General features: G+C 56.4%; 26 protein-coding genes and 7 pseudogenes. 15 read left to right on the forward strand and 18 right to left on the reverse strand.

Going from position 1 to position 24,031, the window contains the following annotated elements:
• Nucleotides 1-28: 28 nt before the first annotated feature.
• From MRBLRC7O_RS23825 to MRBLRC7O_RS23835, 3 genes and pseudogenes are all read left to right on the forward strand, one after another.
• On the forward strand, nt 29-280 hold the full coding sequence (locus MRBLRC7O_RS23825; protein WP_113138249.1) for a hypothetical protein: 252 nt from the start codon (nt 29-31) through the stop codon (nt 278-280).
• Entirely contained in the window at nt 243-1,292 is a 1,050-nt protein-coding gene (ligD, locus tag MRBLRC7O_RS23830; protein WP_111785321.1) for a non-homologous end-joining DNA ligase, read from the forward strand. The genes MRBLRC7O_RS23825 and ligD overlap by 38 nt, the downstream gene beginning before the upstream one ends.
• 59 nt (nt 1,293-1,351) lie before the next feature.
• A pseudogene (locus MRBLRC7O_RS23835) lies at nt 1,352-2,124 on the forward strand (SOS response-associated peptidase family protein).
• A gap of 284 nt (nt 2,125-2,408) precedes the next feature.
• Here MRBLRC7O_RS23835 and MRBLRC7O_RS23840 read toward each other — a convergent pair.
• Nucleotides 2,409-2,750, reverse strand: a complete 342-nt coding sequence (locus MRBLRC7O_RS23840; RefSeq protein WP_060726578.1) for a hypothetical protein — start codon at nt 2,748-2,750, stop codon at nt 2,409-2,411.
• Between the two features lie 290 nt (nt 2,751-3,040).
• On the opposite strand from MRBLRC7O_RS23840, the pseudogene MRBLRC7O_RS23845 reads away from it, so the two are divergent.
• Nucleotides 3,041-3,259, forward strand: a pseudogene (locus MRBLRC7O_RS23845) (IS1096 element passenger TnpR family protein); the annotation flags it as partial.
• Nucleotides 3,260-3,271: 12 nt separating this feature from the next.
• Here the strand turns inward: MRBLRC7O_RS23845 and vapC are convergent.
• The 3 genes from vapC to MRBLRC7O_RS23860 form a co-directional block, all read right to left on the reverse strand.
• Nucleotides 3,272-3,673, reverse strand: a complete 402-nt coding sequence (gene vapC, locus MRBLRC7O_RS23850; RefSeq protein WP_077998840.1) for a type II toxin-antitoxin system tRNA(fMet)-specific endonuclease VapC — start codon at nt 3,671-3,673, stop codon at nt 3,272-3,274.
• Entirely contained in the window at nt 3,673-3,903 is a 231-nt protein-coding gene (gene vapB, locus MRBLRC7O_RS23855; RefSeq protein ID WP_087744463.1) for a type II toxin-antitoxin system VapB family antitoxin, read from the reverse strand. The genes vapC and vapB overlap by 1 nt, the downstream gene beginning before the upstream one ends.
• A gap of 360 nt (nt 3,904-4,263) precedes the next feature.
• Entirely contained in the window at nt 4,264-4,530 is a 267-nt protein-coding gene (locus tag MRBLRC7O_RS23860) for a hypothetical protein (protein ID WP_111785318.1), read from the reverse strand.
• A gap of 147 nt (nt 4,531-4,677) precedes the next feature.
• On the opposite strand from MRBLRC7O_RS23860, the gene MRBLRC7O_RS23865 reads away from it, so the two are divergent.
• Together MRBLRC7O_RS23865 and MRBLRC7O_RS23870 are read left to right on the forward strand one after the other, a co-directional pair.
• Nucleotides 4,678-5,289 carry a TetR/AcrR family transcriptional regulator gene (locus MRBLRC7O_RS23865; RefSeq protein ID WP_060726575.1) on the forward strand — a complete coding sequence of 204 codons (612 nt, stop codon included), beginning with the start codon at nt 4,678-4,680 and terminating at the stop codon, nt 5,287-5,289.
• A 254-nt stretch (nt 5,290-5,543) separates the two neighbouring features.
• A complete protein-coding gene (locus tag MRBLRC7O_RS23870; RefSeq protein ID WP_087744421.1) occupies nt 5,544-5,774 on the forward strand; it encodes a BrnA antitoxin family protein in 231 nt (76 codons plus the stop codon).
• Between the two features lie 223 nt (nt 5,775-5,997).
• On the opposite strand, the gene MRBLRC7O_RS23875 is transcribed toward MRBLRC7O_RS23870, so the two are convergent.
• From MRBLRC7O_RS23875 to MRBLRC7O_RS23885, 3 genes are read right to left on the reverse strand one after another with little or no spacing between them, the layout of a single operon-like run.
• Entirely contained in the window at nt 5,998-6,840 is an 843-nt protein-coding gene (locus MRBLRC7O_RS23875; protein WP_060726553.1) for a type 1 glutamine amidotransferase domain-containing protein, read from the reverse strand.
• Nucleotides 6,841-6,894: 54 nt separating this feature from the next.
• Nucleotides 6,895-7,197, reverse strand: coding sequence for a putative quinol monooxygenase (locus MRBLRC7O_RS23880; RefSeq protein WP_060726552.1), 303 nt, complete (start codon nt 7,195-7,197; stop codon nt 6,895-6,897).
• A 14-nt stretch (nt 7,198-7,211) separates the two neighbouring features.
• On the reverse strand, nt 7,212-8,003 hold the full coding sequence (locus MRBLRC7O_RS23885; protein ID WP_087744440.1) for an SDR family NAD(P)-dependent oxidoreductase: 792 nt from the start codon (nt 8,001-8,003) through the stop codon (nt 7,212-7,214).
• 97 nt (nt 8,004-8,100) lie between these two features.
• Here MRBLRC7O_RS23885 and MRBLRC7O_RS23890 point away from each other — a divergent pair, with 97 nt between their 5' ends.
• Entirely contained in the window at nt 8,101-9,021 is a 921-nt protein-coding gene (locus MRBLRC7O_RS23890) for a LysR family transcriptional regulator (protein ID WP_060726550.1), read from the forward strand.
• A gap of 54 nt (nt 9,022-9,075) precedes the next feature.
• On the opposite strand, the pseudogene MRBLRC7O_RS23895 reads toward MRBLRC7O_RS23890, so the two are convergent.
• Nucleotides 9,076-9,354, reverse strand: a pseudogene (locus tag MRBLRC7O_RS23895) (class II aldolase/adducin family protein); the annotation flags it as partial.
• A gap of 1 nt (nt 9,355) precedes the next feature.
• Here MRBLRC7O_RS23895 and MRBLRC7O_RS25535 point away from each other — a divergent pair.
• The 3 genes and pseudogenes from MRBLRC7O_RS25535 to MRBLRC7O_RS23910 form a co-directional block, all read left to right on the forward strand.
• A pseudogene (locus tag MRBLRC7O_RS25535) lies at nt 9,356-9,595 on the forward strand (DDE-type integrase/transposase/recombinase); the annotation flags it as partial.
• A 431-nt stretch (nt 9,596-10,026) separates the two neighbouring features.
• Nucleotides 10,027-11,127 (forward strand): DNA polymerase IV, encoded by a 1,101-nt coding sequence (gene dinB, locus MRBLRC7O_RS23905; RefSeq protein WP_060726549.1) that lies wholly within the window; start codon nt 10,027-10,029, stop codon nt 11,125-11,127.
• 120 nt (nt 11,128-11,247) lie between these two features.
• On the forward strand, nt 11,248-11,793 hold the full coding sequence (locus MRBLRC7O_RS23910; protein ID WP_236772959.1) for a hypothetical protein: 546 nt from the start codon (nt 11,248-11,250) through the stop codon (nt 11,791-11,793).
• An 89-nt stretch (nt 11,794-11,882) separates the two neighbouring features.
• Here the strand turns inward: MRBLRC7O_RS23910 and MRBLRC7O_RS23915 are convergent, their stop codons facing one another.
• From MRBLRC7O_RS23915 to MRBLRC7O_RS23940, 6 genes and pseudogenes are all read right to left on the reverse strand, one after another.
• Nucleotides 11,883-12,935 carry a sensor histidine kinase gene (locus MRBLRC7O_RS23915; protein ID WP_060726548.1) on the reverse strand — a complete coding sequence of 351 codons (1,053 nt, stop codon included), beginning with the start codon at nt 12,933-12,935 and terminating at the stop codon, nt 11,883-11,885.
• Complete coding sequence (locus tag MRBLRC7O_RS23920) at nt 12,932-14,374, reverse strand: DUF7125 family protein (RefSeq protein WP_111797011.1); 1,443 nt, start codon at nt 14,372-14,374, stop codon at nt 12,932-12,934. Before MRBLRC7O_RS23920 ends, MRBLRC7O_RS23915 begins: the two co-directional genes overlap by 4 nt.
• Nucleotides 14,375-14,576: 202 nt before the next feature.
• Nucleotides 14,577-14,825 carry a hypothetical protein gene (locus tag MRBLRC7O_RS23925; protein ID WP_060726546.1) on the reverse strand — a complete coding sequence of 83 codons (249 nt, stop codon included), beginning with the start codon at nt 14,823-14,825 and terminating at the stop codon, nt 14,577-14,579.
• Nucleotides 14,826-14,907: 82 nt separating this feature from the next.
• Nucleotides 14,908-15,183 (reverse strand): hypothetical protein, encoded by a 276-nt coding sequence (locus MRBLRC7O_RS23930; protein ID WP_060726545.1) that lies wholly within the window; start codon nt 15,181-15,183, stop codon nt 14,908-14,910.
• 457 nt (nt 15,184-15,640) lie between these two features.
• Entirely contained in the window at nt 15,641-15,850 is a 210-nt protein-coding gene (locus tag MRBLRC7O_RS23935) for a cold-shock protein (protein ID WP_034806062.1), read from the reverse strand.
• 594 nt (nt 15,851-16,444) lie between these two features.
• Nucleotides 16,445-16,981: pseudogene (locus tag MRBLRC7O_RS23940) on the reverse strand (type II toxin-antitoxin system HipA family toxin); the annotation flags it as partial.
• Nucleotides 16,982-17,144: 163 nt separating this feature from the next.
• Here MRBLRC7O_RS23940 and MRBLRC7O_RS23945 point away from each other — a divergent pair.
• A complete protein-coding gene (locus MRBLRC7O_RS23945; RefSeq protein ID WP_162266703.1) occupies nt 17,145-17,519 on the forward strand; it encodes a hypothetical protein in 375 nt (124 codons plus the stop codon).
• On the opposite strand, the gene MRBLRC7O_RS23950 is transcribed toward MRBLRC7O_RS23945, so the two are convergent.
• From MRBLRC7O_RS23950 to MRBLRC7O_RS23960, 3 genes and pseudogenes are all read right to left on the reverse strand, one after another.
• Nucleotides 17,516-17,812 carry a hypothetical protein gene (locus MRBLRC7O_RS23950; protein WP_060726543.1) on the reverse strand — a complete coding sequence of 99 codons (297 nt, stop codon included), beginning with the start codon at nt 17,810-17,812 and terminating at the stop codon, nt 17,516-17,518. The two genes, MRBLRC7O_RS23945 and MRBLRC7O_RS23950, sit on opposite strands and share 4 nt — an antisense overlap.
• 268 nt (nt 17,813-18,080) lie before the next feature.
• A pseudogene (locus MRBLRC7O_RS23955) lies at nt 18,081-18,253 on the reverse strand (MFS transporter); the annotation flags it as partial.
• Between the two features lie 78 nt (nt 18,254-18,331).
• Nucleotides 18,332-18,949 (reverse strand): TetR/AcrR family transcriptional regulator, encoded by a 618-nt coding sequence (locus tag MRBLRC7O_RS23960; RefSeq protein WP_111797012.1) that lies wholly within the window; start codon nt 18,947-18,949, stop codon nt 18,332-18,334.
• 54 nt (nt 18,950-19,003) lie between these two features.
• Between MRBLRC7O_RS23960 and MRBLRC7O_RS23965 the strand changes: the two genes are divergently transcribed.
• The 3 genes from MRBLRC7O_RS23965 to MRBLRC7O_RS23975 are packed head-to-tail and all read left to right on the forward strand — an operon-like array spanning nt 19,004 to nt 22,130.
• A complete protein-coding gene (locus tag MRBLRC7O_RS23965) occupies nt 19,004-20,056 on the forward strand; it encodes a saccharopine dehydrogenase (protein ID WP_080865235.1) in 1,053 nt (350 codons plus the stop codon).
• Nucleotides 20,057-20,069: 13 nt separating this feature from the next.
• Complete coding sequence (locus MRBLRC7O_RS23970) at nt 20,070-21,077, forward strand: alpha/beta fold hydrolase (protein ID WP_111797013.1); 1,008 nt, start codon at nt 20,070-20,072, stop codon at nt 21,075-21,077.
• A 21-nt stretch (nt 21,078-21,098) separates the two neighbouring features.
• Nucleotides 21,099-22,130 (forward strand): ankyrin repeat domain-containing protein, encoded by a 1,032-nt coding sequence (locus MRBLRC7O_RS23975; protein WP_111785315.1) that lies wholly within the window; start codon nt 21,099-21,101, stop codon nt 22,128-22,130.
• A gap of 273 nt (nt 22,131-22,403) precedes the next feature.
• On the opposite strand, the pseudogene MRBLRC7O_RS23980 reads toward MRBLRC7O_RS23975, so the two are convergent.
• Nucleotides 22,404-23,583 (reverse strand): annotated as a pseudogene (locus MRBLRC7O_RS23980) (Fic family protein).
• Between the two features lie 143 nt (nt 23,584-23,726).
• Here MRBLRC7O_RS23980 and MRBLRC7O_RS23985 point away from each other — a divergent pair.
• Entirely contained in the window at nt 23,727-23,957 is a 231-nt protein-coding gene (locus MRBLRC7O_RS23985; protein ID WP_162691074.1) for a hypothetical protein, read from the forward strand.
• The last annotated feature ends 74 nt before the right edge of the window (nt 23,958-24,031 follow it).

Genomic DNA, 24,031 nt, shown 5'->3' on the forward strand with positions numbered 1-24,031 from the left:
CGTGTTCAAAGGATCGACATCATGTCGCATGGGCTATTTGTTCATTGTTTGTTCTTATGGCGCACAAGAGTCAAGCGAGGAATATTATACCAGCATTAGCGATTTTGAAGATTCGAAGCGGAATCAGGCGCGTACGGGAAAAAGAAATTTTGCGGGCCTCTTGGGTGATTGGGTTCACCCGGTGGCGGGGATGGAAGCAGGGCGTCACAATGTTCTTAAGATTTTTGTGCTGAACTCTCCTGATGACGAAGCCACCAAGATCAAAGCCGCTCCTTCGTGATATCGAAACTCCGATCCGCTCAAAGCCGCGTCGGAAGCGCAATCCCGCGCAGCCACAGCTTCTGTTCGATCCGATGCCTGATCGCGTCGAGCCGGTGCTCGCGCAACTGAAGGCGCATCCGCCACGCGGCGACCAGTGGAGCTGGGAGCTGAAATGGGACGGGTATCGCCTGGCGGTTCATATCGAGCCGACAGGGGTCCGCATCCTCACGCGTGGCGGCCATGACTGGACGCACCGGTTTCCGGCGATCGAGCAGGCCGCACGGGCGCTCGGGCCGGCTACGATGATCATCGATGGTGAGGCGGTTGTGCTCGATGAAGAAGGACGACCGGATTTCGGGCTGCTGCAAAAATCGTTGGGTGCCTCAGGAAAGACTGCTGGCAACCGAGCTTCGGACGCCATCCTCTACGCCTTCGATCTTATCTATCTCGACGGCCATGACCTGCGCAACGTGGAGTATCGCTCGCGCCGGCATCTTCTCGAGGACACGCTGAAGGGGCACGACAGCGCGATACGCCTTTCGGAAACCATCGACGCCGATCCCGCGATCCTGCTGGAACACGTTGGCAGCCTTGGTCTCGAGGGCATCGTCGGCAAGCAACTGGATCAACCCTATCGTTCCGGCCGGACCGGCGACTGGGTGAAGGTCAAATGCGTTCAGAGCGAAGCCTTTATGATCGTGGGATACGAGTCGACGGCATCGTCTGCTGGCTTCGCCTCGCTGGTTCTTGCTGCCTATCGTGGCGACGAACTCGTTCACGTCGGGAGCGTCGGCACGGGCTTCAAGCAAGCCGAGATGACCAGACTGCGCAAGATGCTGGACAAGCTGCGCTGGAAGCGGAAGCAGCCGCCTGTTCCCTATGCCGAAAAGGCAGACATCGTTTGGGTCGAGCCGACTTTGATTGCCGAGATCGAGTTTCGGGCCTGGACCGGAGACGGCAAACTGCGTCATCCATCCTACAAGGGCTTGCGGGAACGGCAGGACAACGCCGACGTTTACAAGCTCGACTAGCGAAGCAGGCGCGATGCCGTGAACACACCGCATCCGGTTCAAGCGGAGGGCTTTCCAGCATGTGCAACCTTTATCGGATGGAAGACAAGGACTGGCCTCGAAACGGGCTCAGGACGCCGAAAGCCTGATCAACCTGATGCCGGCCTATCAGATGAACCCCGATCAGATGGGGCCGATCGTGCGAAACACGGCTGACGGGAAGAAGCAGCTCGTGCATGCGCGATGGGATCTGCCCTCCCCTCGTTTCGTCTTGGAGAAAGCAGCCAAAGGCAAAGCCGAGAAGCTCGCGGCCAAGGGCAAGCCATTTGATCTCGAGGAGCTGATCCGCATGGAGGCCGACCGCGGCACGACAAATGTGCGCAAGCTCAATTTCCCGCACTGGACGCGATGGTTCGGCGTGGAGCATCGTTGCCTCGTCCCTGTCACCAGCTTTGCCGAGCCGGATCCGGCGAGCAAACAGGATGGTGGCATTGTGCCCAATGCCTGGTTTGCCCGCGATGAGGCAAAATCGCTGATGTTCTTTGCCGGCATCCATGTGCCGCAATGGCAAAGCGTCCGGAAGGTTCGAGACGGGCTCACGACCGACGATCTCTATGGTTTTCTGACCACGGATCCCAACGATCTCGTGAAGCCAATCCACGACAAGGCCATGCCTGTCCTTCTGCTGACGAAGAAAGAGACGGAAACCTGGATGCGGGCGTCATGGGAAAAGCCCAAGGGACTGGCCCGTCGGTTACCGAATGATGCGCTGATCATCTCGTCCCGCGAACCGTACGGATCCACCATCGTGTCCAAATCCGGAAAGCCGGTGGAACAGGGCAGTCTGCTTTGACGCCTGAAAACAAAGCTTGAAACAATCAAAAAACGAAAAAGCCTGCCGCGGGAGGAGGTGCGACAGGCTTTCCGAAATGATGAACAACGGCTGGGAGGAGGAGTGCCGCTGTTCCGTCAGGCGCCCCTTGGGAGGAGGAGGAGTGGGTCGCCCGATAATACGAAGCTTTGCGGGAGGAGGTGCATCGCTTCGACGATCTGAAAATAGCAGAAGCTGCCTCGATCGCCAGCGTTCAGATCGCAGCGCAGCCATGCGTATATTGCAATGCAACATGAAGCGCGTGCTTATTCTCTTGCCACCGTCAGGCAAGCGACGCGTCCTCGGCAAAGTGGTTCGAAACCGAGAACGAATTGAATAACCTTGGTGGAGGACATTTCGCATGGCTTCAGGACCGCACCCGGCCCAGCCAGTCGATAGAGGTTGAAGCTGACGATCTCCGTTCCGCCGTGCTCCTCGCCATAAAGCCAGGCCCGTTTGCCATCCTGCGACCGCTTGACTGTCACGCCCCATGGTCGACCGCTAAAACTTCCGTCGACATAGCCGTCCGGCAATCTGCCAAGCGCGTCTTCGAACATCGCCAGAGCAGGGGACGGCGTTTCGCCGACGTCGTTCATGGTTCCAGACATTCGTCACAGATCCCGCAGCCATCGTCATCCATGCTCGAGGCTGGCCGCAGCTTTAGGCAACAAGGGCAGGTCCTTGCATCCGAAGCGCTTGTCTCTTCGCGGTCGGGCGGAAAAATTTCTATATAGAACTCCGACAGCATGTCGGCCCCGTGTTGATCCATGGTAATGTTCCAGTTCTGGCTTACGCCAGAGATAGTGTGCACGGACGGCTGCACAAGCGGCAGATGGTTGTCAGGGACAAGCCAATCGTACACATTGACGGTCTTCCCGCTACCGTGTTCATTCGTGGAATGTTTAAAGCCGCAAACGCTGTGCAGATCAGGGTTTCCATCGACGAGCTTGACCCGGAGGTCTGGCGTCAGTTAGTCCTGCCGGTGCACTGGAACCTGGAGCATCTGCATCTTAGTATTCAGGCTGCCTTCAAATGGTGGAATTATCATCTTTATGAATTCCGCATCGGCGGCCTGCGCGACCCGGCAGTTGAATGCTTACGAAAATCCGGCGGTGATCAATATTTGAAGCTAAACAGTCCAGTCTTCCACTCGTAATCCGGGTACGCGATCAAATTCACGGCGATTATTGGTAACCACAATCAGTCCGCGCGAGCGCGCGTGCCCAGCAATCAGCTGATCATATGGACCGATCGGAGCTCCACTGCGCGCCAGTTCGGCTCGCAATTGACCGGTATGGCTTGCTGCCAATTCATCGTATGAGAGCACCTCGAGACGCGCTGCGAAGCCTTCCACAACGGAAAGGTTCTTTTCTGGACTGGCTGACTTTTCCGCTCCGTAAATTAATTCCATTAGGCTGACCGAGCTGATGCAAAGCTGATCATGTGAGCGATTGAATGCATCGCGCACTTGCTGAGGTCGATTCTTGATCGTAAAAATACAGATGTTGGTGTCCAGCATATACTTCAGCATTAGAATGCATCGCGCTCCTGCGAAGCAGCCTGCTCACGCTCAATCATAAAGTCGGATGTCGCCTCCGCTCCTTCAAACCAACTGTCCCAGATCTCACCGACTGGTGCAATGATGCGAGTGCGTCCCACCGCAACGATATCGACACGCTTTACGTCATCGGGCAAAGCGACCGCCTTTGGCAAACGTATTGCCTGGCTCCGATTGCTCTGGAATACTGCACCCCGCTCCATATGCATGCCTCCGAATTGCATCGATAACGACGTAGCCCATATAGTTCTTCGCTTGGGATATGTCAATGGGATATACAGCATAGGTCTTAGGCACATGCGATCAGCATTGCAACCAGCCGTCTTCGTCTTGAACTGATACGAACCTTCAGCCCGTCTTCTATGCGACAGCGATTCATGTTGGGCTAATTGTATTTGCGAATTCAGCAAGTCTAGTGCAATTCGACCTCTGCAAACCGGGCGGAGCGATGAGCCCTTCACGTATGCTTCTACATACCCTGGAGAGAACGGATGTCTGGAAATGGGGCCATGTTATATCACCGCGGTTAAACCCGACTTGCGGGATGGTGATGCAGGCCACATTCACATATGGGCAGCGCAAGGCTTAAAGAAACCTGCGAACAAGGGCTGTATGGCGGTTACGAGTGCACGCTTCGATGAAGCTGCAGGCCCGGTCGTTTCAAACTGTCCAGAAAATGCTGCGCCATTGCGTGTCGTCAAGGACGTCGCCGCCGAATGCATCAACTCTTTAAATTCGTCCAGACCCACGTCGTCGGCGCGCATGACTGAACGAATCAGTGGATCTGCAAAAATCTCGGCGAGCGTCATCTCGTCTATCGTGTGTCTCATCTCAGTCTCCTTTTGATAATTCCCAGGCTCTGAAAGCGGGCGATTGCTTGACGGGCTCGCGCCAAGGTGTTACCGGTAAGTAACATTTGAATAGTTACCGATCGGTAACACGCATGTCAACACCGCTTCAGGGTAAAAATTAAACTCATGAAATCCGAAACATCTGATCGTGCTTCTGAGCAGAAAATCCCACCTCGTGACCGGATTGTGTCAACGGCCTGTCAACTGTTTCGTGAACATGGGATACGCGGCATCGGTGTTGATGCCATTGCCGAAGCCGCCTCGACCAACAAGATGACGTTATACCGACATTTTGGTTCCAAGGACGATCTTGTGTGTGAAGCACTCAAGCACAGTTCTCGAACGCTCAATAAGGCCTGGGAAGATCTCGAAAAAGAGAACCCGGGCGACCCGAGGGCTCAGCTCACGGCATGGGTTAAAGCGCGCGCACAATGTCTTTCCAGCGAGCCCTATGGATGCGATTTGGCCAATGCTGCGGTAGAGTTGAAGGAGCAAGGACACCCTGCACATGCGATAATAGAAACGTTGAAGATGGAACAGCATTCCCGGCTCGCCGATCTTTGTCGTGCGACAGGTGTAAGCGATCCTGAACTTTTGGCTGATACGCTATCCATGCTGTTGGAGGGAGCACGCGTCAGCAAACTTGCCGCCGGCAAAGAAGGTCCGTCGATGCGGTTTACGCGTGCTTGTGAAGCGGCGATGGTCTCGTTTGGTCTAGGTGCACAGGCTTCTGCCTGATCCTGGTGGTGCAAGGAGGAAGTGCTACTGAAAGAGCGAAGGTAGCATGTTGATTGGCTAACTTGGAGTAACCTTCGCGATATGCGTTCTCTTCGGGATTGAGGGGCGGCTGACCAGTTTATCAGCAGCAATTGCGTTCTTTCGGCTGTCCACTAAATGTGGGGTGCGACCACCGCTGTTTTGAACATACGGCCTGAAAGTAGAAATTGACCGTCTGCGCTGTTCAAGCGCACGACACAAGAGGATATATGACCATGGCAACACCCCGACGACCATCCAATCCAAAAGACGCAGCCGAGGCGCTGTTCAAACCGGCGAAGAAGGTCGCAGCGCCAGCCGTTGAACGGCCTGCAATCCCCAACACCAAGGAGCTTGTATCCTTGAAGATCGACAGCGATGTCCTTGCGCATTTTCAGGCGGACGGTCCGGGATGGCAAGAGCGCATCAACGATACCTTGCGAGCCGCACTGAATGTGTCCGATTAAGCACTTGATGGGAGCGGAACCGACGACCACGTTATTTCGAAGCCAAAAGTCTGGATAGGATTTGAAGCTGAGCGCCAGGTGGAAAAGATGTTACGGCGTACTCTCTCTTTGATTTCACACACACGAAAACATGATGCATGGCAGCGCGCGGCAAACATGGCCCCGATCCACATTCGCCGCTTAGCTGCGGCCGATGTCGCCCCGTGCGCGACATCGGCAGACGCTATTTCAATCGGGCCAGTAGCTCTCTGGCGACGGCCGGGGCGGAAGCGGGGTTCTGGCCCGTAATCAGTTCCCGATCGGTCACCACATGTGCCGAGAAAGCGGCTTCGGCTTGGCTGAACTGGCCGCCTGCTTGGGTGAGCGCATCCTGCGGATAGAATTTCATCTCGCCGCCACCCAGCAGTCCCTTGGCCATTTCCTCTTCCTGGTTGCTGAAGACGGTGAACCTGTAGCCTGCATAGACCCAACCCGCCTGTGCCTTTGCCGTTCCCGCCGTTTCGAACTGGGTCACGAAACCTTCTGCGTCCGGCAGCGTGGAAAGCAGCGCGATCGGGCCATGGCATGCTAATGCGGTCGTCTTGCCATTCTCATGGAACCAGGTGAGCAGCTTACCGAGTTCTGAACTGACCAGAAGATCCTGCATGGGTGCGTGACCGCCCGGCACATAGACCGCATCGAAATGGTCGTAGCCGATCTGCTCGACCCGTGCGAGGCTGACGACCGGCGACCTGTCGCTCGATATCAGGCCCAGTTCCGACAACTGCGCCTCGCTGGCTTTCATCGCCGCTTCATCACCACCGAAATACATCTTATCGATGGATGTGGTGTCGACGGACGGTGCCATACCTTTCGGCGTGGCGAAAGTGATCTCATGGCCGGCATCGAGCAGCGCCTGCACCGGCTGCATCAGCTCATTGAGGTAGAAACCGGTCTTGAACACCTTGCCGTCCTTGAGGTCGAGGCGTTCGGAATCGGAAAGCACGATCAGGACGTTTCCGGCATGGGCGCTTAGGGTGCTGGCGCCGAGCGCAAGAGCGACGGCGAGGCTGCGCAGAAGTTTCATGGGTCTAGCTCCAAAAGTTAGAAATATGGTGGGGAAGGGAAAGGCGGTTGCTTCTCAGCCAGCGACCTTGGTGAGCCGGTGCAGCGCAAAGTCGGCGAAATAGTCGCCAACGCCGCTCGCCTGAAAGCGCTGCAGGGCGGCGCCCTGCATATGGGCGCGCCATTGGGCTTCACTTTGCCAGGTTTCGACAAAGATGCGCACGCGTCCATCATCGAGCGACTGGTGCAACTCGTACCGGAGGCAGCCGTCTTCGGCCAAAGTCTCGGCGACCAGCTTTTCCTGGGCAGCGCCAAGCGCCGCCTCCTTGCCGGGCTTGGCGGTGGTGATGGCGATGATGGTCAGAGGCGTGTTTGACATGGGTAGTGCCTTTCTCAGGCGATGGTGTTGACGAGACCGCCTTCGGCACGAAGGGCTGCACCGTTCGTGGCCGATGAACGGGGGCTGGCGAGATAGGCAACGAGGTTTGCCACCTCTTCCGCCTCCACCATGCGCTGCAGGATCGAAGCCGCGCGGGCGGTGGCGAAGAATTCGGCCTCGATCTCTTTGATCGGTGCGGACGGATCGCTTGCCTGGCTGCGCAGGAAGGATTCGATGCCTTCCGAGCGGGTCGGTCCCGGAAGCACGGAATTGACCGTGACATTGGTGCCGCGGGTCAGTTGCGCCAATCCGCGCGAGATCGACAGTTGTGCCGTCTTGGTCGTTGCGTAGTGGATCATGTCTTCAGGGATGGCCACACCTGACTCGCTGGAAATGAAGATGATCCGGCCCCAGTTGCGCTCCAGCATGCCGGGAAGATAGGTGCGCGACAGACGCACGCCGCTCATGACATTGACGTCGAACAGATGGCTCCAATCGGCGTCGGTGATGTCGCCGAAGGCCTTGCTCTCGTAGATGCCGAGATTGTTGACGAGGATATCGACAGACGGTTCGGCCTTCGCGATAATCGCGGCACCCTCGGCGCTGGCGGCGTCTGCCAGAACGCCAGTGATGTCCAATCCGCCGGATGACTTGATAACAGCAATCGCGCTGTCGAGCTTGGCGCGGTCGCGTCCGGTGATCACGACGCGCGCCCCTTCTAGTGCGAGAGATCGGGCGATTTCGAGGCCGATGCCGGCGGTGGCGCCGGTTACAAGGGCGGTCTTTCCGTTCAGTTGAAGATCCATGACGTGTCTCCAGATTGTTGCCGGAAACAATTTATGATCTAAGCCTCAGAGATACTATTGCCTGCAGGAGACATGCACCTGTGAATGAGGATCATCAATGCCACGCATCCTGATGGAACGTTCCGGCGAAATGGAGGTGTTTGCCCGCGTCGTTCAGGATGGGGGTTTCTCTGCCGCCGCCCGTAATCTCGACATCACGCCATCAGCGGTCAGCAAGTTGATCGCGCGTCTGGAAACAAGGCTTGGCACACGCCTTCTGGTACGAACGACCCGCGCCCTGACGCTGACAGAAGAAGGCGAAGCCTATCATCATGCAGCGCTCAGGATTCTGCAGGAACTGAATGAGGCGGACGAAGAAGCCGCAGGAGGCGCCGTCCGTGGGCGGCTGCGGATCAACACGACGATACCGTTCGGCACGATGTTCGTCGCACCGGCAATCCCCGACTTCATTGCGCGCAACCCCGATCTGATCGTCGATCTCTCCTTCACCGACGGCATTGTCGATCTGGTGGCGGAAAAGACCGACGTCGCCATCCGGATGGGCAACCTGCCGGACAGCGGGCTGATTGCCCGAAAGCTCGGGCAGAGCCGGCGCGTAGTCTGCGCTTCACCCGACTACCTCAAGCGCAGGGGTTCGCCGCAATCTCCAGCGGATCTCGGAGAACACGACTGCCTGACGTTCAATTTCCGGCGCGCACGGCCGTCATGGCCGTTTCGTGACCATGACCGTGACATCGCGCAACCAGTCAAAGGCAGCATCGTCGTCAACAACGGCGAGACGATGAAGCAGATGGTGCTGGCGGGCGCCGGCATTGCCCGGGTGGGCCTCTTTCATGTGGCGGACGAGATTGCAACAGGGCGGTTGATAGTCCTCCTCGACGACTACAACCCAGGCGACCTCGAACTGGTTCATGCCATCTATGTTGGCGGTGGTCCCCTGCCCCATCGTGTCCGCGCCTTCATCGAACATATGGTTGTCACATTGGGTGATCAGCCGTTGCTGAATGGGACGACCTGACCTGAGGATTATTGGGAAAGTGGAGTTTAGAAACGCCTCACCTTTCCTATCCGATCAGTCTCGATAGTCGGGCGCCTGCCGGTCGAGCACCCGGCGGATACTTTCCAGATGCATCCTGGCACTTTTCGGGTCCCCCTCCCGCATCTGCCGCGCCGCATCAGCCGCGACAGCAGGCAGGACCGGCAGGAGTTTGCAGCCCGAGCCCATCGTCTTCAACTGAACTTCGGCGGCCCGCTCGAGGTAGTGGAGATCGTGCCAGGCTTCGGCGATGTTGGGTGCACGGACCATGACGCCGTGGTTTTTAATAAACAGGATATCCTTGTCGCCGAGGAGGGGGCGAGCGCCGCGGGTGATGATCACCGATAAGCTTCGATCCTACGCCGCGGCGAAGCGTGGGATCATGCCCGGTGTCGAGCATCGTTCCCACAATGGGTTGAACAATCGGGCAGAGAATTCCCACCAGCCAATCCGGCGGCGAGAGCGGATCATGAAGCAATTCAAGTCACCGCGACATCTACAACGTTTCGTCTCTATCCATGACCCGATTGCCAACCTGTTTCACAACCCCGCGCCACGACATCTTAAGCCATCATCGCGAACTGCGTTCGGCGGCGATGAACCTGTGGGCGAAAATTGCCAGAGCATGGCGACGACTCAAAACGCTGGAGATCAGCGTCGGGAGACCCGGATCGCGCCAACGTCACCAGACGTCCGCTGAACCGTGGGGATCATGCTGGAATTGATATCCGCGGAAACTTCGTCTCCTTCGAGCGGAGCATCGCTGCGCGCCCTCCGCAAGGTCGGCAGTCTCACGCGTTTCGAAAACTGCTTATGGTCAAGGTGCTGTCGTCGGCCATGGGTCAATCTCCACTTCGCCAGGGTTATTAATCAAACGCTTGAACAAGCGAGGAGTTTCCCTCGGCAGATGCAGCATGCGGGTTAGGACTTGGATGCGTCGCCGGCAGCTGCTATGTTCCTGCTTTGTTTCCGCCAGTGACACCTGCCATGGATCGAACCACCGTCTCAACCGTCAGAAAAATCATCCATGTCGACATGGATGCCTTCTACGCGTCGGTCGAGCAGCGCGACAATCCGGAACTGCGTGGCAAACCCTTGGCTGTTGGCGGAGCGGCTGCACGGGGCGTTGTTGCAGCAGCAAGTTATGAGGCGCGGGAATTTGGCGTTCGCTCGGCAATGCCGTCAGTCACGGCGGCACGGAAGTGCCCCGCACTAATCTTTGTGAAGCCGAGGTTCGAAGTCTACCGTGCTGTCTCCCAGCAGATCCGCGAGATTTTTGCGGAGTACACGCCCATCATCGAACCCCTGTCGCTCGACGAAGCCTATCTCGACGTCACCGAAAACCTCAAGGGCATGTCGGTCGCCACCGACATCGCGCTGGAAATCCGTGCCAGAATAATGGCGGTCACCGGACTGAATGCTTCCGCCGGTATCTCCTACAACAAGTTCCTCGCCAAGATGGCGTCCGACCTCAACAAGCCCAACGGCCAAGCAGTCATCACGCCGAAGAACGGGCCAGCTTTCGTCGAGCAACTTGCCGTAAAGAAGTTCCATGGCGTCGGCCCGGCCACGGCGGACAAAATGCTCCGCCTGGGTATCGAGACCGGTGCGGATCTAAGGGCAAAGTCCCTACAGTTTCTCATCGAGCATTTCGGGAAGTCTGGGCCGTACTTCTATGGCATTGCCCGAGGCATCGATGAGCGGCAGGTCCAGCCGGACCGTGTGCGGAAGTCAGTCGGCGCCGAGGACACATTTGCCGTCGATATCAGCGACCTCGACCTTGCGACAAACGAACTCCGCCCACTTGCGGAAAAAGTCTGGTCCTATTGTCAGGCAAAGGGCTTCAGCGGCAAGACGGTGACTGTGAAGATAAAGTACTCCGATTTCACCCAAGCGACGCGGAGCAGGACAACTGCCCTCCCTTATGCAGGTGTCGGCGATATTCTCGGTGCGGCCAATGCCCTGCTGGCGGGTGTCTATCCGTTCAAGCTCCCGGTCCGGCTTCTTGGTGTAACACTGTCGTCACTCACCAATGACAAGGAGGCGGCCAAAAACGAGGAACAACCGCAGCTCGGGTTGGGTTTCTGATCAGAGGAAGCTGGAGCAGATCAAGGGTCAAAGCCGCAATGTTCCCACACTGTATTCGAGTTATCGACCTGGAAACCGCTGGCAACGGGCCGAGCGATGTCTGCGAGATCGGGTGGCAGGATGTCGTTCAAGGCGAGGATGGCAGGTGGGAAGTTGCTGGGGAGCGCCGCGCGGTTCTGGTCAACTTGGAAGCCGATTTCGCCCGACACGATGGCAATACATCATATCCAGGATTGGGAGGTCACTGGCGCGCCGCTCTGGAAAGAAGTAGCGCCAGGCATCTTGCGGCCACCGCACCCGATCATCGCCCTTGCCGCCCACCGCGCCGCGTTCGAGCAACGCTATTGCACGCCGAGACTGGCCGCTGGTGCTCCATGGATCTGCACCTGGAAATGTGCATTGCGTGTCTGGCCGGAGCTGTCAAGGTTTTCGAACCAGATGCTGCGTTATCGGCGAAGGCCGGAAGGTTTGATACACGAGATCGGCCTTCCCGCCCATCGGGCTATGCCTGATGCCTATGTCACCGCCCGCCATCTGCGCTATGAGCTGAATGCCGCTTACTGGATGAGCTTCTGCTCTGGAGTTCGCAGCCCGGCCTGCTACCACGGGTGCCGGCCGGTCCAGACCGGGGCAAAAGCTGGGATCGTCTCAGCACCGAGGCGCTAACTGCTTTCCTGAGCGACCGCGACGCGGATAGCTCACTCCTTACGGTTACCATTTGGACGTCGTGGTTCGGACATCGGTAAAAACAATCACTAGCCGGGCTCCTTTTCGGGCCGCAACTGCGAAACTGGTCCGGCAATGCGACAGCGAAATCCCTGGGTGTCAAACTGCAGTTCAGGCGCTGTGCCAAATAACGACCCCAAAGCCGAACGAATATAGCGTGTACCGTACCCTTGGCGGCTGGGCGCGACCGCAGGCGGGCCGCCTCGTTCAACCCAATTCATGCTGAACAGGGGATCGTTACCATCGGATATCTCCCAAACCACCTCTACGTAACCCTCAGGAACAGAAAGCGCGCCATATTTGATAGCATTCGTCGTCAGCTCATGAACACAAAGAGCGATGGTCGTGCCGGCATCCCGACTCACAACAATGTCCGGACCGGAAACGGCAATTCGACTACAGCCATCACCGTTGTAGGGAGCTACGGTCGTCGCCACGATCAAAGAGAGGCCAACCTCTTCCCCGCCCGCCTCGAAGACGGCGGAATGAACGCCGGAAAGGGCCTGAAGCCGCGCGCCAAAATCACCCGCCAGTTCGTCCATGGATGCAGCGCCTCTTCGCGTCATCTGGAAAATGGAGGCGACGGTGGCAAGGATGTTCTTGACGCGATGGTTGAGTTCCAAACGCAGTTCTCTCTCCCGTTCGATTGAATCCCGGACTTGTCGCTGCCGCAATCTCACCAGAAGATTCAACTGAACGGCGTTGACCAACTCCAACGGCGCGATCGGACGCAAATGGAACAGAAGTCGGGATTTTGGCCATGCCGCCTGTAATCGGTCGCGAATGCCTTGCACGGGTGCGGCCTTCTCAAGAAGGACGATGATCGGTATCTCTGACCAATCCGGTTGAGCTTTCAAGTGATCGGAGAGCTTCGTCAAGACAGAGGGAGTGAGCGCTTCGTGCGTAACGATGATGATGTCCGGTGACGAACAAAGAAGACCTTCAAGATCATCATCGACCTTGGCCGAGACCACCCTCACCTTTTGGTCTTGCAAAAGAGCGGCAATGTAATCAGCATCTTTTCGAAACGGAGCAAGGACCAGCACCCAGTCCAGCTCATTTTCCCTTGACAGCCCGTTCATTTTGGATCGGGAAGGGGGTTGTAGGCCACCACGCTGACGTTACCGCTTTCGATAATCAGTTCCCGCACGTCCAGATCATGTGGGCCGTGGCGCTTCTTTACTACAGTAATATTCCGACGGAGGCGCCCTTCATGCTCCATGATCCGCAACAGTAGGACTGTATCGCCGAGGAAGCTCACATCCACGTCGATCCCGACATTCTGCCCGAGGAGCCCATGCTGAGCCACAATAAGCATGGTCAACACCCCGGAGAGCGCCAGGTACTTTAACAGGGACTGGATGTCGCGCACCGCTTTGTCCCGGTGTGGTAAAGAGTTGAGGTAACCGGTCAGACTGTCGATGACGACGACTTTCGACTTGTTCTGCGTCACGGCATCCTGAACGATCTGGCCGAATTCACCCGGTGAGATCTCGTTGGGATTGAAGTCGCGAAGTATCAGTCTGCCGTCCTTATGAAACTGCCTGAGTTGCATGCCGAGACCTTCAGATCGGCGAAAGAAGGTTTCCAGTCGCTCCTCGAACAGAAAGAGTGCTACGTTTTCTCCACGTTCAAGCGCCGCCGTTGCATAGAGTGATGACATCGTCGATTTTCCGGTCCCGGCCTGACCGATGACGAGGGTTGTGGTTCCGGCTTCCTGGCCTCCGCCGAACATCTCGTCGAGTTCGGCTACACCGGATTTGATCAGTTGTGGCTTTCCGGTGTCCGATGCGGCGCTTGGCATAATTCGGGGGAATATCACCACGCCTTCGCCTTCCCTAATCGCCATGTCATGATAGCCGTCAGCGATCGGCACGCTGCGCATTTTGGATATCTCGACTCGGCGGCGAACGCCGCCGTACTCCTCCAGCGACTTGTCGAAGCGAATTACCCCGTGGGCCAGTCCCTCCACCTCCTCGCCGCTCCGATCAAAGTCTGACGACTGAGTGTCAAGCAGTAGCGCCACGACGTCCTGTTTAGCCAGGAAAGCCTTGAACGCGATCAACTCCCGGCGGAACCGGGGAGAATCTCCAGTTATCAATCGGATTTCAAGAAGCGAATCATAGACGAGGCGGCGCGGTTTATGTTTCTCAATCGCGGCCTCGATCGCCTTGCGTGTCTCGTCAAGCCGCAGGTCGGATGTCATGAATATGCTTTGATCATCGGCCTCGTTTACAGAGCCGGATGTTGCCAGCTCCTCAATACGAATACCGTCGAGTGTCCAGCCGTGCGAGACAGCAATCGCCTTCAGCTCGGCAGCCGTCTGCGAGAGCGTCACGTAAATGCAGCTTTCGCCGGCGGCAACACCGGCTCGCAGGAACTGAAGGGCGGCGGTGGTTTTGCCCGATCCTGGAGCGCCCTGCAAAATGTAGAGATTGGATGCTGGAAGACCACCGCGAAGAATTTCGTCAAGCCCCGCGATACCGGTGCTGACGACAGAGGGCATTTTCGGTTTTGGCATATTCACCTTCCGCTGGCCACGCGCGCTGAAATCGGAGGAAATGTCACTGCAGTCAGATCACACTTGCATCAATATTTGTCTTTCTCAAAACATCAACTCGTTCGACATTATATGCAGCTGTGAAAAATGGAGTTATTGTCAATAAAGGCACGTCAGCCTGCGCCGCCGGAAGGCCTAGAAGGGAATCCCAGCCTCCGGAGATTTATAAAGAAGAGCTGTCGAGACTTGATTGGTCCTGTTGATCAACGCCTGCATCAAGGAATTCAATCAGCGCCGCCTGCTCGGGACTGAACGGCCTTAGAAGCAGAAACTCCTCGATACGCATCTCTGTCTCGTGTCCGCCCGACGCTGGATTGCCCTTGTGACGGACGACCGATGTCGCATCGTCTCGCGTCCCAAGATACCAATTGTCACCGTTCGAACTCGCAGCAAATTGTTTGAAGTCCGCCATGACGATGCCCTCTCGTGTTACTCTGAAAGCCGCATGCGCGCGACCGCAGTCTATTGATCGCAACCGTACTAGTGCAGCGTAATCATGCTCGGTCGAAGGTAAATGACGTCAGCAAGGTCGTGACGAAATTGCTGGCCTTTTCCTTGACGAGTAGCTCCGTCCACTCGTCTGTTCCCCGAAACCTCAGGTCCGTCTGGATACTGTCAACAGCTGCGGCCTCAATGCGTTCAATATGCTCCTTGAACTGCGCTTCGCCTTCACCTCGGTAAAGATCGCGAATAACCATCCTCAGGATTTCCTGGATGGCAATCTGCCAAGCGGTGTTAATCGTGTTCAACTCATTTGTTGTCGATGACATTTGTCGTCCTTCGGTGTTCAAATGCCCACGTCATCGTTGACCTAGAGCTCTTACGGCTGGATTGGAAACTGGCGCCAGTGCGATCCGGGTCCACTCAATCGGTCGAGCGAGTGGTCGAAAACGTCGCGGATCGCTTTGCGATGAGTGCTGCTGTCGCAGATGTTCGGTCCGCAAGTTCTTTTGCGAGGCGCGCAACTCTAAGCCGTGCTGTTTTTTCATCTCGCGCCTCAACCGCAGCTTTCCGCTCGTGCTCTGCAAGATCCTTTGCGATGACAGGAGCCTGAAGCTTGCTGAACGAGATCTCTGCCTGTTGGCGGGATCTGGTGTGTTGTTGTGTCATGAAGTACCTAGCTGTCGGCCCACGGCCGAAAAAAAAGGCCAGGCGAAACGCCTGGCCTCGATGAAATTGCTCCCGGCAGTGCCAGTACATCCGTGGTCAAAGGGAAGCGGATCTCACTTATGCGGATTGCAGATTGGTCGCAGACATTTTGCCCGACTTGTTGTCGCGCTCAAGTTCGAAACCAATCTTCTGGCCTTCTACGAGTTCGCGCATTCCTGCACGCTCGACAGCGGAGATATGAACAAACGCATCTGCGCCGCCATTGTCAGGCTGAATGAAGCCAAAGCCCTTTGTGGAATTAAACCATTTTACTGTGCCAGTGGTCACGATGAACCCTTTCCAAGCATAGAGTGACATATCGCGCAACGAATGCGACGCGGAAAAAACCGACTATTTTTGAAAGAGAAGTTCGCTTAGAGCGCGGTGCCAATCGCACGATAGACAAGCTTGGCAAGCAAAAGATCGATGACAGATAAATAAAGCACCAGCGAGTTGAAGTCAACGATTAGTTTTTTTTATTCCGAATTTCATCTATTAGTTGCAGGTCGGGGTGGCACGGGAACCGATAGTCGGCAGTCCCTTCGAGGTGCTCAACAATCGCGCGAGGTTTCCGGTTTCTCAAGCTGCGAATGCGGACGAAAAAGGGACTTCTTCGCGATGTTACGTGATGTGGATATAGCCTGTTCAACGAACGGCATCGAGCTAAAAAAGGTCATCGATCAAGAGGTCCCGGATATATCCGAATGGTGGTAGCGTCCGGACACTATTGAAAGTTCCAAAGGACATAACTGTTGCAAAGGCTCCCTTTCCGCGAAGTCGGATTTACCCGAGATAAATGCTCTTGAAGGGATTCGAACCAGCGACCCGATCGGCACTTGTGGGCCACGAAACTGCTACCGAGTTACGCAAAAACACCAATTGCTAATCCGCGCACGTGCCGAGGATCGGCGACATCAGCTTTATGTGAGCATCAACCCGTTCCGATACTTTATCGGGGAGAACAGCTCGTTCAGGCAGAGACCACCAAGACTGGTTGACGCGCTCGACCGTCTCCGTAACAGCCTTCAGCACAGCAGCTTCCGGCAGTCGCGTACGATGAGCGAAGACTTTCCATCGCTGGGCGTTCATTGCCTTGAACGGCCTTTCACCGGCCAGCGACAATGCCATGGCGTCCGACGGAATGTAAGGGACAGTCGAGAGCACATCATAGACTGGGGCGAGTGCCGGCTTGTCGCCCTTCCCATGATAAATCAGCGACCAATTCTTGAGGTGCATGTCGCCATTTCCTGTAAGCACAGCCAGAGCCAGTCGTCGGACGAACTCGAGGGCTGCCGCTGAAGAAACGGCGCCCCCATGAGCCGCAGCGATATCATGATAGGCGGCACCATCATATTTTCGAGACGGACAGACGCGGAATACCTGAGCGAAATCTTCGATATGTACGCGCTCAATCCCGGAAGATGGGGTCCTCGTGCGCCCGTGCACGGGTTTCGGCACTGTCCGATATTTCGATATAAAATTTGGTCAGCTTACTACTGACCAAATTTTGTATATATTCTTCGGTCAGAAAGGTCATAGAGCAAATGCCAGACCCTTGATCGGACACCCAAGATCGCATTCTTTGCCGGATCGCCGGGCCGCGCCATCAGGCGTGTGGTCGCGCGCGGATTTTCTGGATATCGCGACGCCGAACGCTGTCGAGAAGGCACTGCAGCGCTTGTCAAATCGAAGCGAGATCCGCCGCCGAGAGAAGGGAATCGGCCGGGAGTTGAAGATTCCTTTGGGGATTATTTTTCGTGGCGATACGAACTTCACCAATGCCACGGAAAAGGCCGTGATTGTCTTTCAGGAAACGGGGCGGGACACTGCCGCTGCGGAGATCCGCGAGGCGCTCAAGGACATATCGAGGCGACCAGTAGACGCTCACGCCCGGCGCGACCGGATCGACGGAAACGGGAGAATTGGGCACTCCTGCGAAGCCTCTGAAATTTACTAGAGGTTCTCTCGGTAGAAAAGCAAGACCGTGGCGAGAGTGATGATCCCAATCACAGTCATGACAAGCGCCTGCCTTGACGATGTCCGGTCCCGATACAACAAGGCGGCCGCGATGGCGCAGACCGACCAGACAACCGTGACAATCACCAGCAGCCAGGAATACACAAACGGACCAAGATCGTAGCCTCCACCGCCGATTGAGGGTCTGGATGTCGTGTCGATCTGGGCACCAATCAGTATAACCACCGGTATGGCGAGCGCTGACAACCATACCGCTTTCGTCTTGTTTTTCATTATCAGTCACCGGATTCCGCTGCGCGCCGTTGGTGGGAGATTAGAAGTTCGTCAGTTCGAGCGGCAGATAGCCGGTTAACTCGATCACCTCGGCGAGCCTGCGCGACGAAGTACGTAAAAAAGGGCCGGAGACAATGTCTCACGACCCAGGTTTTTTCTTGACAGCGGAGGGAGGAGAACCGCTTCGAGAAGAAAAGAGTGGCAGATCATGGTTAACAAACCGTAACCGTTCACCGCGCCACGGTCAGGCGGCAAATCCACGGGAGACGATAGCGCCAGCATAGGCACCATCACGACAGCGTCGTGAGAGAGGTGGTCGAGAGCACGCAGGAAGGCTGAACGATGCTCTTTCTCGACCTCGATAAGGATCAGGACAGGACCACGGTCACGGGCAACAGGCTCGGCTACCAGCGGTTCGGGCCAGTGGGTGGCCATGGGCATATGTGGCGGATACGCTAAGCCTCTTCTTCACACAACTTGGATTATCCATGAGCAGTTCATCGCCGGGGCAGGTCCTTCTTAGATTTTACCCTGAGCCACAGCGCCAATGAGAACCGAAAACACCTCCTCTGCCTCAGAAGCAGAGCAATTCCCGCGTGTAACGGCGCTTGTCAAAGCGTCTCCTGCTGCAACTAAAGCCGCAGAAGCCAATGCCAACGATTCCAGCCGCAAACTTGAGTGAGGCCGTAGAACTTCCACGAACATCTCGATCACTGCGTCGACCAACTCTTGGTACACGCTAGCTTTCTCCTCGCTTCCTGCAAGCGCCGCGCCGACAGCATGAAATTCGTCACCTTGGTCGGTTCCGCAGGCCAGATAGGTTTTGGCCAAAGCCGCAATAGTCTCTCTCGCCGGTCGATTTTCCTGAGCCATAAGCGTGCGAAACGCGGTAATGCGTTCGGTGTCTATCCAGCGATAGAGCTCAATCAACAGACCTGTTCTGGTCTCGAAATGCTCGTAGGTCACTGGTTTGGAAACGCCCGCCCGCACTGCCAGGTGGCCTAGTGTCAGCCGATCAGCACCCTCCTCCCGAACGATCAGGCGCGCCGTCTCGAGGAGCTGCTGACGCCGCTCGGGCTTCGAAAGTCGGCCTGTAGTCCTGTTGTCGATGGCAACTTTTGACTTTTCCACTTGCATACCTACTTTTAGTAACCTACTATATGTAGGTATTAGTAAAACACAGGTATCGTGATGTTACAAGCTTCCGGAAGTCTCTACGACCCAATACTGATTATCGGCGGCGCCGGCGAGGTTGGGCGCTGGGCCACGCGCTTCTTGCGTGACCAACATCCTGATGTACCAATCCTCATTGGCGGTCGCGACGAACAACGCGCGATACGAGCAGCGGCAGCTGTCGACGGCGCGGCTGCGGTGGTAGTGGACCTCACTGCCTCTGACCTGGGGCTAGGCGAGCAACGTGTCTCGGCGGTCGCAACGCTCTTTACCGATGAAACCGGGGCAGCTCTCCGCTGGGCCCAGCAACTGGGCGTTGGGCACGTCAACATCTCACCAGGCATAAGCGAGCTGGGCCTGGAAACTGCGACATTCATGCAGAAACCTACCGCCGCGCCCGTCGTCCTTGGTACAGAATGGCTCGTTGGTGCGACAAGCGTACCGTCACTCTTGTTCGCCCAGGAATTTGGTCGTCTGGAAAACATTCATATCGAGGCAGTGCTCGATGAACAGGATGCGTTCGGACCTGCTGCAAATGCAGACCTTGAGCGCCAGGTGCATGCGGGTGCTTCCACTCTTATAAGAAGGGCTGGCGCATGGCGATGGTGCCGAGGCGACGAAACCGGGTCAAAGGTGCGTGCGGTCGACGGCACCGAGCTCGACGCGAACGTGTTTTCGCCTAACGACGTCTTGTTGTTGGCGAATGCAACCGGTGCGCCAGACGTCCGGTTTGACTTAGCGATTGGGGCAAGCTCGACGCGCCGTAAAGGCGGACCGGTATCGACTGAAATCATGATCAATCTTTCAGGCCTGGATCACGCCGGGCAGCCGCTTCGGAAACGTCACGCGATCGTTCACCCCGGTGGGCAGATGCCGCTAACGGGGCTGGGTGTCGCGCTCGTTCTTGAACGCATGGCTGGTCTCGCGGGCGACACGCCCCGACCGGGCCTCTACTTCCCAGCCCAGCTCATCGACCACTCCACATACTTTGAGCGCCTTCGCGCCTCAGGTGGTGAAGTCATGGAATTGGCGCCGGTCCAACGCGCGCCGCAAGGCTCGGATCAAGCATAGACTGGAGCATAAAATGAGTGACCCCAAAGCATCAGCCACCACGGATCATCCCGTACACCATTCGCAAATTGAGGCCAACGGTGCCTCATTCCATGTCGTTGAACAAGGCCGTGGTCCAGTCGTGCTTTTCTTGCACGGTTTTCCCGACACTGTGGAAACATGGCGTAGCCAGATGCAAGTTGTCGCAGATAACGGGTACCGCGCGATTGCGCTCGACATGAGGGGTTTTGGCGACAGCTATTCCCCGGAAGATCCAGCACTTTACAGCGGAGCCCTAATTGTTGGCGACCTGATTGGCATCCTTGATGCATTGCAGGTGCCTACCGCAACGATCGTATCGCATGATTGGGGCGCGGACCACGGACAACGGGCAATGGTCATGCGACCAGATCGGTTCAACGGGATTATTTCACTCAGTATCCCGTTCCTGCCACGTGGTGAGTTGAGTACTTGGGACATGCTACGCAGTCGGGGTCTCGGCGATCTCTATTATGCTTTCGACATGATGAAGCCGGAGACGGATAACCGGATCCGTGATGCGAGCAAAACTATCCCCAGTGCACTCTACTGGCTGTCGGGCGAGCCCGCCGAAGGAACCGGCTGGGACCCCATCGACGCAAAGCGGAATATGTTTCGACCTGCCCCTGAAATACTGCCGAACTGGGTCGATCCAGCCTATATGAAGCACAACATCGAAACGTTCCAGCGAACGGGATTTAGAGGCGGTCTGAACCAGTACCGTGGGGTGCAGGCGACGTTTGAGCATCTCGCTGCCTACAAAGATGTGCTTATCAAGCAGCCATCGCTTTATATTTGGGGCGATGCAGACGGGTTGTGCCGACTGTTCCACCCGGTCCCACCGACCGTGGAAGAGATGCGCGAGACAGCGCCCGGGCTCGTCGATGTCGTGCGCCTGGAAGGTGTAGGTCACTGGCCTCATCATGAGGCCCGCGAACGCGTGAATGCCGAAGTCATCAAATTCCTGAACGGCCTGAACGCCGCCGTTTCAGCAACTGTCTAATCGATCAAGGAACATAGGTCCATGATACTTTCTCACGCTATTCGTACAGGCGATCTTGCTTCGGTCAAAGAAGCTATCGACGCCGGGGCGGACGTTAATGCTAGAGGCCCCGATGGTCTCACGCCGTTGATGATCGCGTCTGCGCTTGGACAGGCACAAGCTGTTGCTTTGCTCCTTACTGCCGGGGCGGACGTGCTGGCGGCGGAACCTCGAATGGGAGCAACGGCAATCCACAAGGCAGCGCAGTCCGGCAGCGCCGACGTGATCGGGATTCTGCTTGACCACGGAGCCTTCATCGATCAGCAATCGCCAGTTCTTGGCAATACCGCATTGATGGATGCCGTGCTTCACAAGCACGAAGCTGTTGTGCGGGTTTTGCTGTCGCGCCGTGCGCGGACCACGATACGGAATTACTGGCAACAGACCGCGCTCGACATCGCCAGGCATGACGACCTGAAAGCAATCGCAGCGCTGATTGAGGAACGAGATGAGGCGGATGAAAAGCACATCGCCAGCTTGTCGATCATCTCATCAGTCAAGGCCGGAAATATTGAGGAGGTGAAGCGGCTGATCGCAGATGGCGTGGATTTTGAGGTTCGGGTGCCGATAACCGGGACGTTCGATGACGACTACACGCCTCTCGGTCTTGCAGTTCGCGAAGGTCATGCCGAAATCGTGCGCCTATTGCTGGATTCTGGTGCAGATCCTCGCCGTACGATCGGTCTCATGCGTGGTTCGCCACTTCACGATGCTGCCTACTTCGGAAAGGCGGATCACATCGATATTTTGACCTCATCAACAAAGCAGGGGGATACTCAGGTTGAGCTTGATGCGCAGGGTCCTTACAATGGTCTGACCGCTTTGCACGATGCTGTGTGGCATGGATACGTGGATGCCGTAGCGTCTCTGGTGCGCGCCGGTGCTCGCCGTGATTTGAAAACTCATTCAGGCATGACACCACTGAGCCTCGCTACTCTCTACGGCTATAATCGGATCGTTGAAATCCTGAACAACGACAGCGATCAACCACGTAACTTCGGCCCAATCAGCTAGTGCTCAATCTGGGTGACCGCATCTGTAGCGATATCGACGGTCTTCTCTCGGCACCGCACCCTCCGATGTCGAGACGTAGCGGCTGAGATGAGCAGATGAAAAACGTAAAGCTAAGCAAAAATAAACTTGCTTGGTTGGGTGCATCTTTAACACGGCTCGGCTGTGAGATCGAGTGATGATGAACCCCACGAATGAAGCCGCCGACGTGAACATGCCGACGGTCGGCTCATCTTACGCCTTGATGAAAGTCGAACCTTTGGCCCCATCTATTTGTCATGAATTGAGGGGCAAGGGATCGGTGCCTTCGCCTAGAATTGCAAGGTATCGTCGATAGCTAAACACGCGGCCACGCTTGCGGCCGGTAACCTCATCAACGATGCCCAATCGCTCTAGGTCGGCGAGTGCGGCGTTGACCGTTGGCGCGGACAAACCCGTCACCTGAACAATCTGGTTCGCTGTGTGAAAAGGATTCTGCTGGAAAAGCTCGTGAATGCGAAGGGCCGACCCTGCTCTGTCACTCTCCATCGTTATCCGCTCCCGATCTTCCTTGAAAAGATCGACGATCTGAGTAGCAGCCTCAAACGCTTGATTGGCAGTGTCGGCGACGCCCGTCAGGAAAAACTCCAGCCAGGCTTCCCAGTTGCCATGTTCGCGAACCTCTTGCAGTAGCCGATAGTATTCTCTCCGATGGGACTTCAGATAGAGGCTGAGGTAGAGCAGCGGCTTTCGCAAAACGCCTTTCATGCAAAGATACAGGGTTACAAGCAGACGGCCGATACGACCGTTACCATCGAGAAACGGATGGATCGTTTCGAACTGCACGTGCAGCAGGCCAGCTTTGATTAACGCGGGTAACCGTGATTGGTCGTCATGCATGAAGCGCTCGAACGCATCCAGGCAACCGGCCATTTCGGTGACGGGTGGCGGTACAAAGAGTGCGTTACCGGGGCGTGTGCCACCGATCCAATTTTGCGAGCGGCGGAACTCTCCAGGATCCTTGGTGCCTCCCCTCCCACTGTCCAGGAGCTTGCCGTGCATCTCACGGATCAGACGCAACGACATGGGCAACGTTTCCAGCCGCTCTAAACCATACATCATGGCGTCAACATAGTTGGATACTTCACGGATATCATCAACCGGCTGCCCGGCTTGAGCTTCGGTCTCAAACCGCAAGAGATCAGAAAGGGTCGACTGCGTGCCTTCAATCTGCGAGGAAAGAACGGCTTCCTTTCTTACATACATATAAAGAAACAGCTCCTGTCTCGGCAGCAGCATTGTGATACCATCCAGGCGTCCTGGCGCGCTCAGCCAAGCTGAGGCGCTCTAGCAATGAAAGCACATCAATTGCCGGCTCGGGCGGCAATGGCGGGGGTACAAACGCCCGCACTGTTTCACTGGCAGCGACCGTCTCGACGAAACGACCCAGGCGGTTTTTGGATTGGGAATCAGACATAACCAAATATCAGCCGCGCCCCTTATTTAAGCAAGGCGCATTTCATTTAATTAATCGATAGACTTAGATAAGCGCGCTTAATTAACGAGCCGACATTGACCTTCTGGCCCCGGCTAGGTTCTGATCGAAGGGTAGGTCTTGCCATGCCAGCGCCGCAGCTTCTCGGCGAACTCTCTCTGAAAGGCCAAGGGGCCGAGTTTTTGCCGGTAGGGTTCGTCGTAGATCCCGATGAAGAGGGTGAGGTTAAGAAAGAAGTGGGCACCCATCTCAAACAGGGTGACGAAGTCATGCTCAACCAGCGCCTGGCGTTCTTCTTCCGTGAGGACGTGCGCCGTCGACGCCTCGGCGTTTCTCCAGATCACGTATCAGACTAAGGGCTGATACCATTAGACAGAAATCAGACTACAGTCTGCTGTCACGAAAATCTTATGCAGCCTACAGGCTGATA

The sequence above is a fragment of the Agrobacterium radiobacter genome (assembly GCF_040801995.1).
GTDB classification, from domain to species: Bacteria; Pseudomonadota; Alphaproteobacteria; order Rhizobiales; family Rhizobiaceae; genus Agrobacterium; species Agrobacterium radiobacter.

What these genes read in the sequence shown, in the direction of transcription:
- MRBLRC7O_RS23825 (WP_113138249.1), top strand. Translation starts at nt 29, where the DNA reads ATGGGCTATTTGTTCATTGTTTGTTCTTATGGCGCACAAGAGTCAAGC.
- ligD (WP_111785321.1), top strand. Translation starts at nt 243, where the DNA reads ATGACGAAGCCACCAAGATCAAAGCCGCTCCTTCGTGATATCGAAACT.
- MRBLRC7O_RS23840 (WP_060726578.1), bottom strand. Translation starts at nt 2,750, where the DNA reads ATGTCTGGAACCATGAACGACGTCGGCGAAACGCCGTCCCCTGCTCTG.
- vapC (WP_077998840.1), bottom strand. Translation starts at nt 3,673, where the DNA reads ATGCTGAAGTATATGCTGGACACCAACATCTGTATTTTTACGATCAAG.
- vapB (WP_087744463.1), bottom strand. Translation starts at nt 3,903, where the DNA reads ATGGAGCGGGGTGCAGTATTCCAGAGCAATCGGAGCCAGGCAATACGT.
- MRBLRC7O_RS23860 (WP_111785318.1), bottom strand. Translation starts at nt 4,530, where the DNA reads ATGAGACACACGATAGACGAGATGACGCTCGCCGAGATTTTTGCAGAT.
- MRBLRC7O_RS23865 (WP_060726575.1), top strand. Translation starts at nt 4,678, where the DNA reads ATGAAATCCGAAACATCTGATCGTGCTTCTGAGCAGAAAATCCCACCT.
- MRBLRC7O_RS23870 (WP_087744421.1), top strand. Translation starts at nt 5,544, where the DNA reads ATGGCAACACCCCGACGACCATCCAATCCAAAAGACGCAGCCGAGGCG.
- MRBLRC7O_RS23875 (WP_060726553.1), bottom strand. Translation starts at nt 6,840, where the DNA reads ATGAAACTTCTGCGCAGCCTCGCCGTCGCTCTTGCGCTCGGCGCCAGC.
- MRBLRC7O_RS23880 (WP_060726552.1), bottom strand. Translation starts at nt 7,197, where the DNA reads ATGTCAAACACGCCTCTGACCATCATCGCCATCACCACCGCCAAGCCC.
- MRBLRC7O_RS23885 (WP_087744440.1), bottom strand. Translation starts at nt 8,003, where the DNA reads ATGGATCTTCAACTGAACGGAAAGACCGCCCTTGTAACCGGCGCCACC.
- MRBLRC7O_RS23890 (WP_060726550.1), top strand. Translation starts at nt 8,101, where the DNA reads ATGCCACGCATCCTGATGGAACGTTCCGGCGAAATGGAGGTGTTTGCC.
- dinB (WP_060726549.1), top strand. Translation starts at nt 10,027, where the DNA reads ATGGATCGAACCACCGTCTCAACCGTCAGAAAAATCATCCATGTCGAC.
- MRBLRC7O_RS23910 (WP_236772959.1), top strand. Translation starts at nt 11,248, where the DNA reads ATGTCGTTCAAGGCGAGGATGGCAGGTGGGAAGTTGCTGGGGAGCGCC.
- MRBLRC7O_RS23915 (WP_060726548.1), bottom strand. Translation starts at nt 12,935, where the DNA reads ATGAACGGGCTGTCAAGGGAAAATGAGCTGGACTGGGTGCTGGTCCTT.
- MRBLRC7O_RS23920 (WP_111797011.1), bottom strand. Translation starts at nt 14,374, where the DNA reads ATGCCAAAACCGAAAATGCCCTCTGTCGTCAGCACCGGTATCGCGGGG.
- MRBLRC7O_RS23925 (WP_060726546.1), bottom strand. Translation starts at nt 14,825, where the DNA reads ATGGCGGACTTCAAACAATTTGCTGCGAGTTCGAACGGTGACAATTGG.
- MRBLRC7O_RS23930 (WP_060726545.1), bottom strand. Translation starts at nt 15,183, where the DNA reads ATGTCATCGACAACAAATGAGTTGAACACGATTAACACCGCTTGGCAG.
- MRBLRC7O_RS23950 (WP_060726543.1), bottom strand. Translation starts at nt 17,812, where the DNA reads ATGAAAAACAAGACGAAAGCGGTATGGTTGTCAGCGCTCGCCATACCG.
- MRBLRC7O_RS23960 (WP_111797012.1), bottom strand. Translation starts at nt 18,949, where the DNA reads ATGCAAGTGGAAAAGTCAAAAGTTGCCATCGACAACAGGACTACAGGC.
- MRBLRC7O_RS23965 (WP_080865235.1), top strand. Translation starts at nt 19,004, where the DNA reads ATGTTACAAGCTTCCGGAAGTCTCTACGACCCAATACTGATTATCGGC.
- MRBLRC7O_RS23970 (WP_111797013.1), top strand. Translation starts at nt 20,070, where the DNA reads ATGAGTGACCCCAAAGCATCAGCCACCACGGATCATCCCGTACACCAT.
- MRBLRC7O_RS23975 (WP_111785315.1), top strand. Translation starts at nt 21,099, where the DNA reads ATGATACTTTCTCACGCTATTCGTACAGGCGATCTTGCTTCGGTCAAA.
- MRBLRC7O_RS23985 (WP_162691074.1), top strand. Translation starts at nt 23,727, where the DNA reads ATGCCAGCGCCGCAGCTTCTCGGCGAACTCTCTCTGAAAGGCCAAGGG.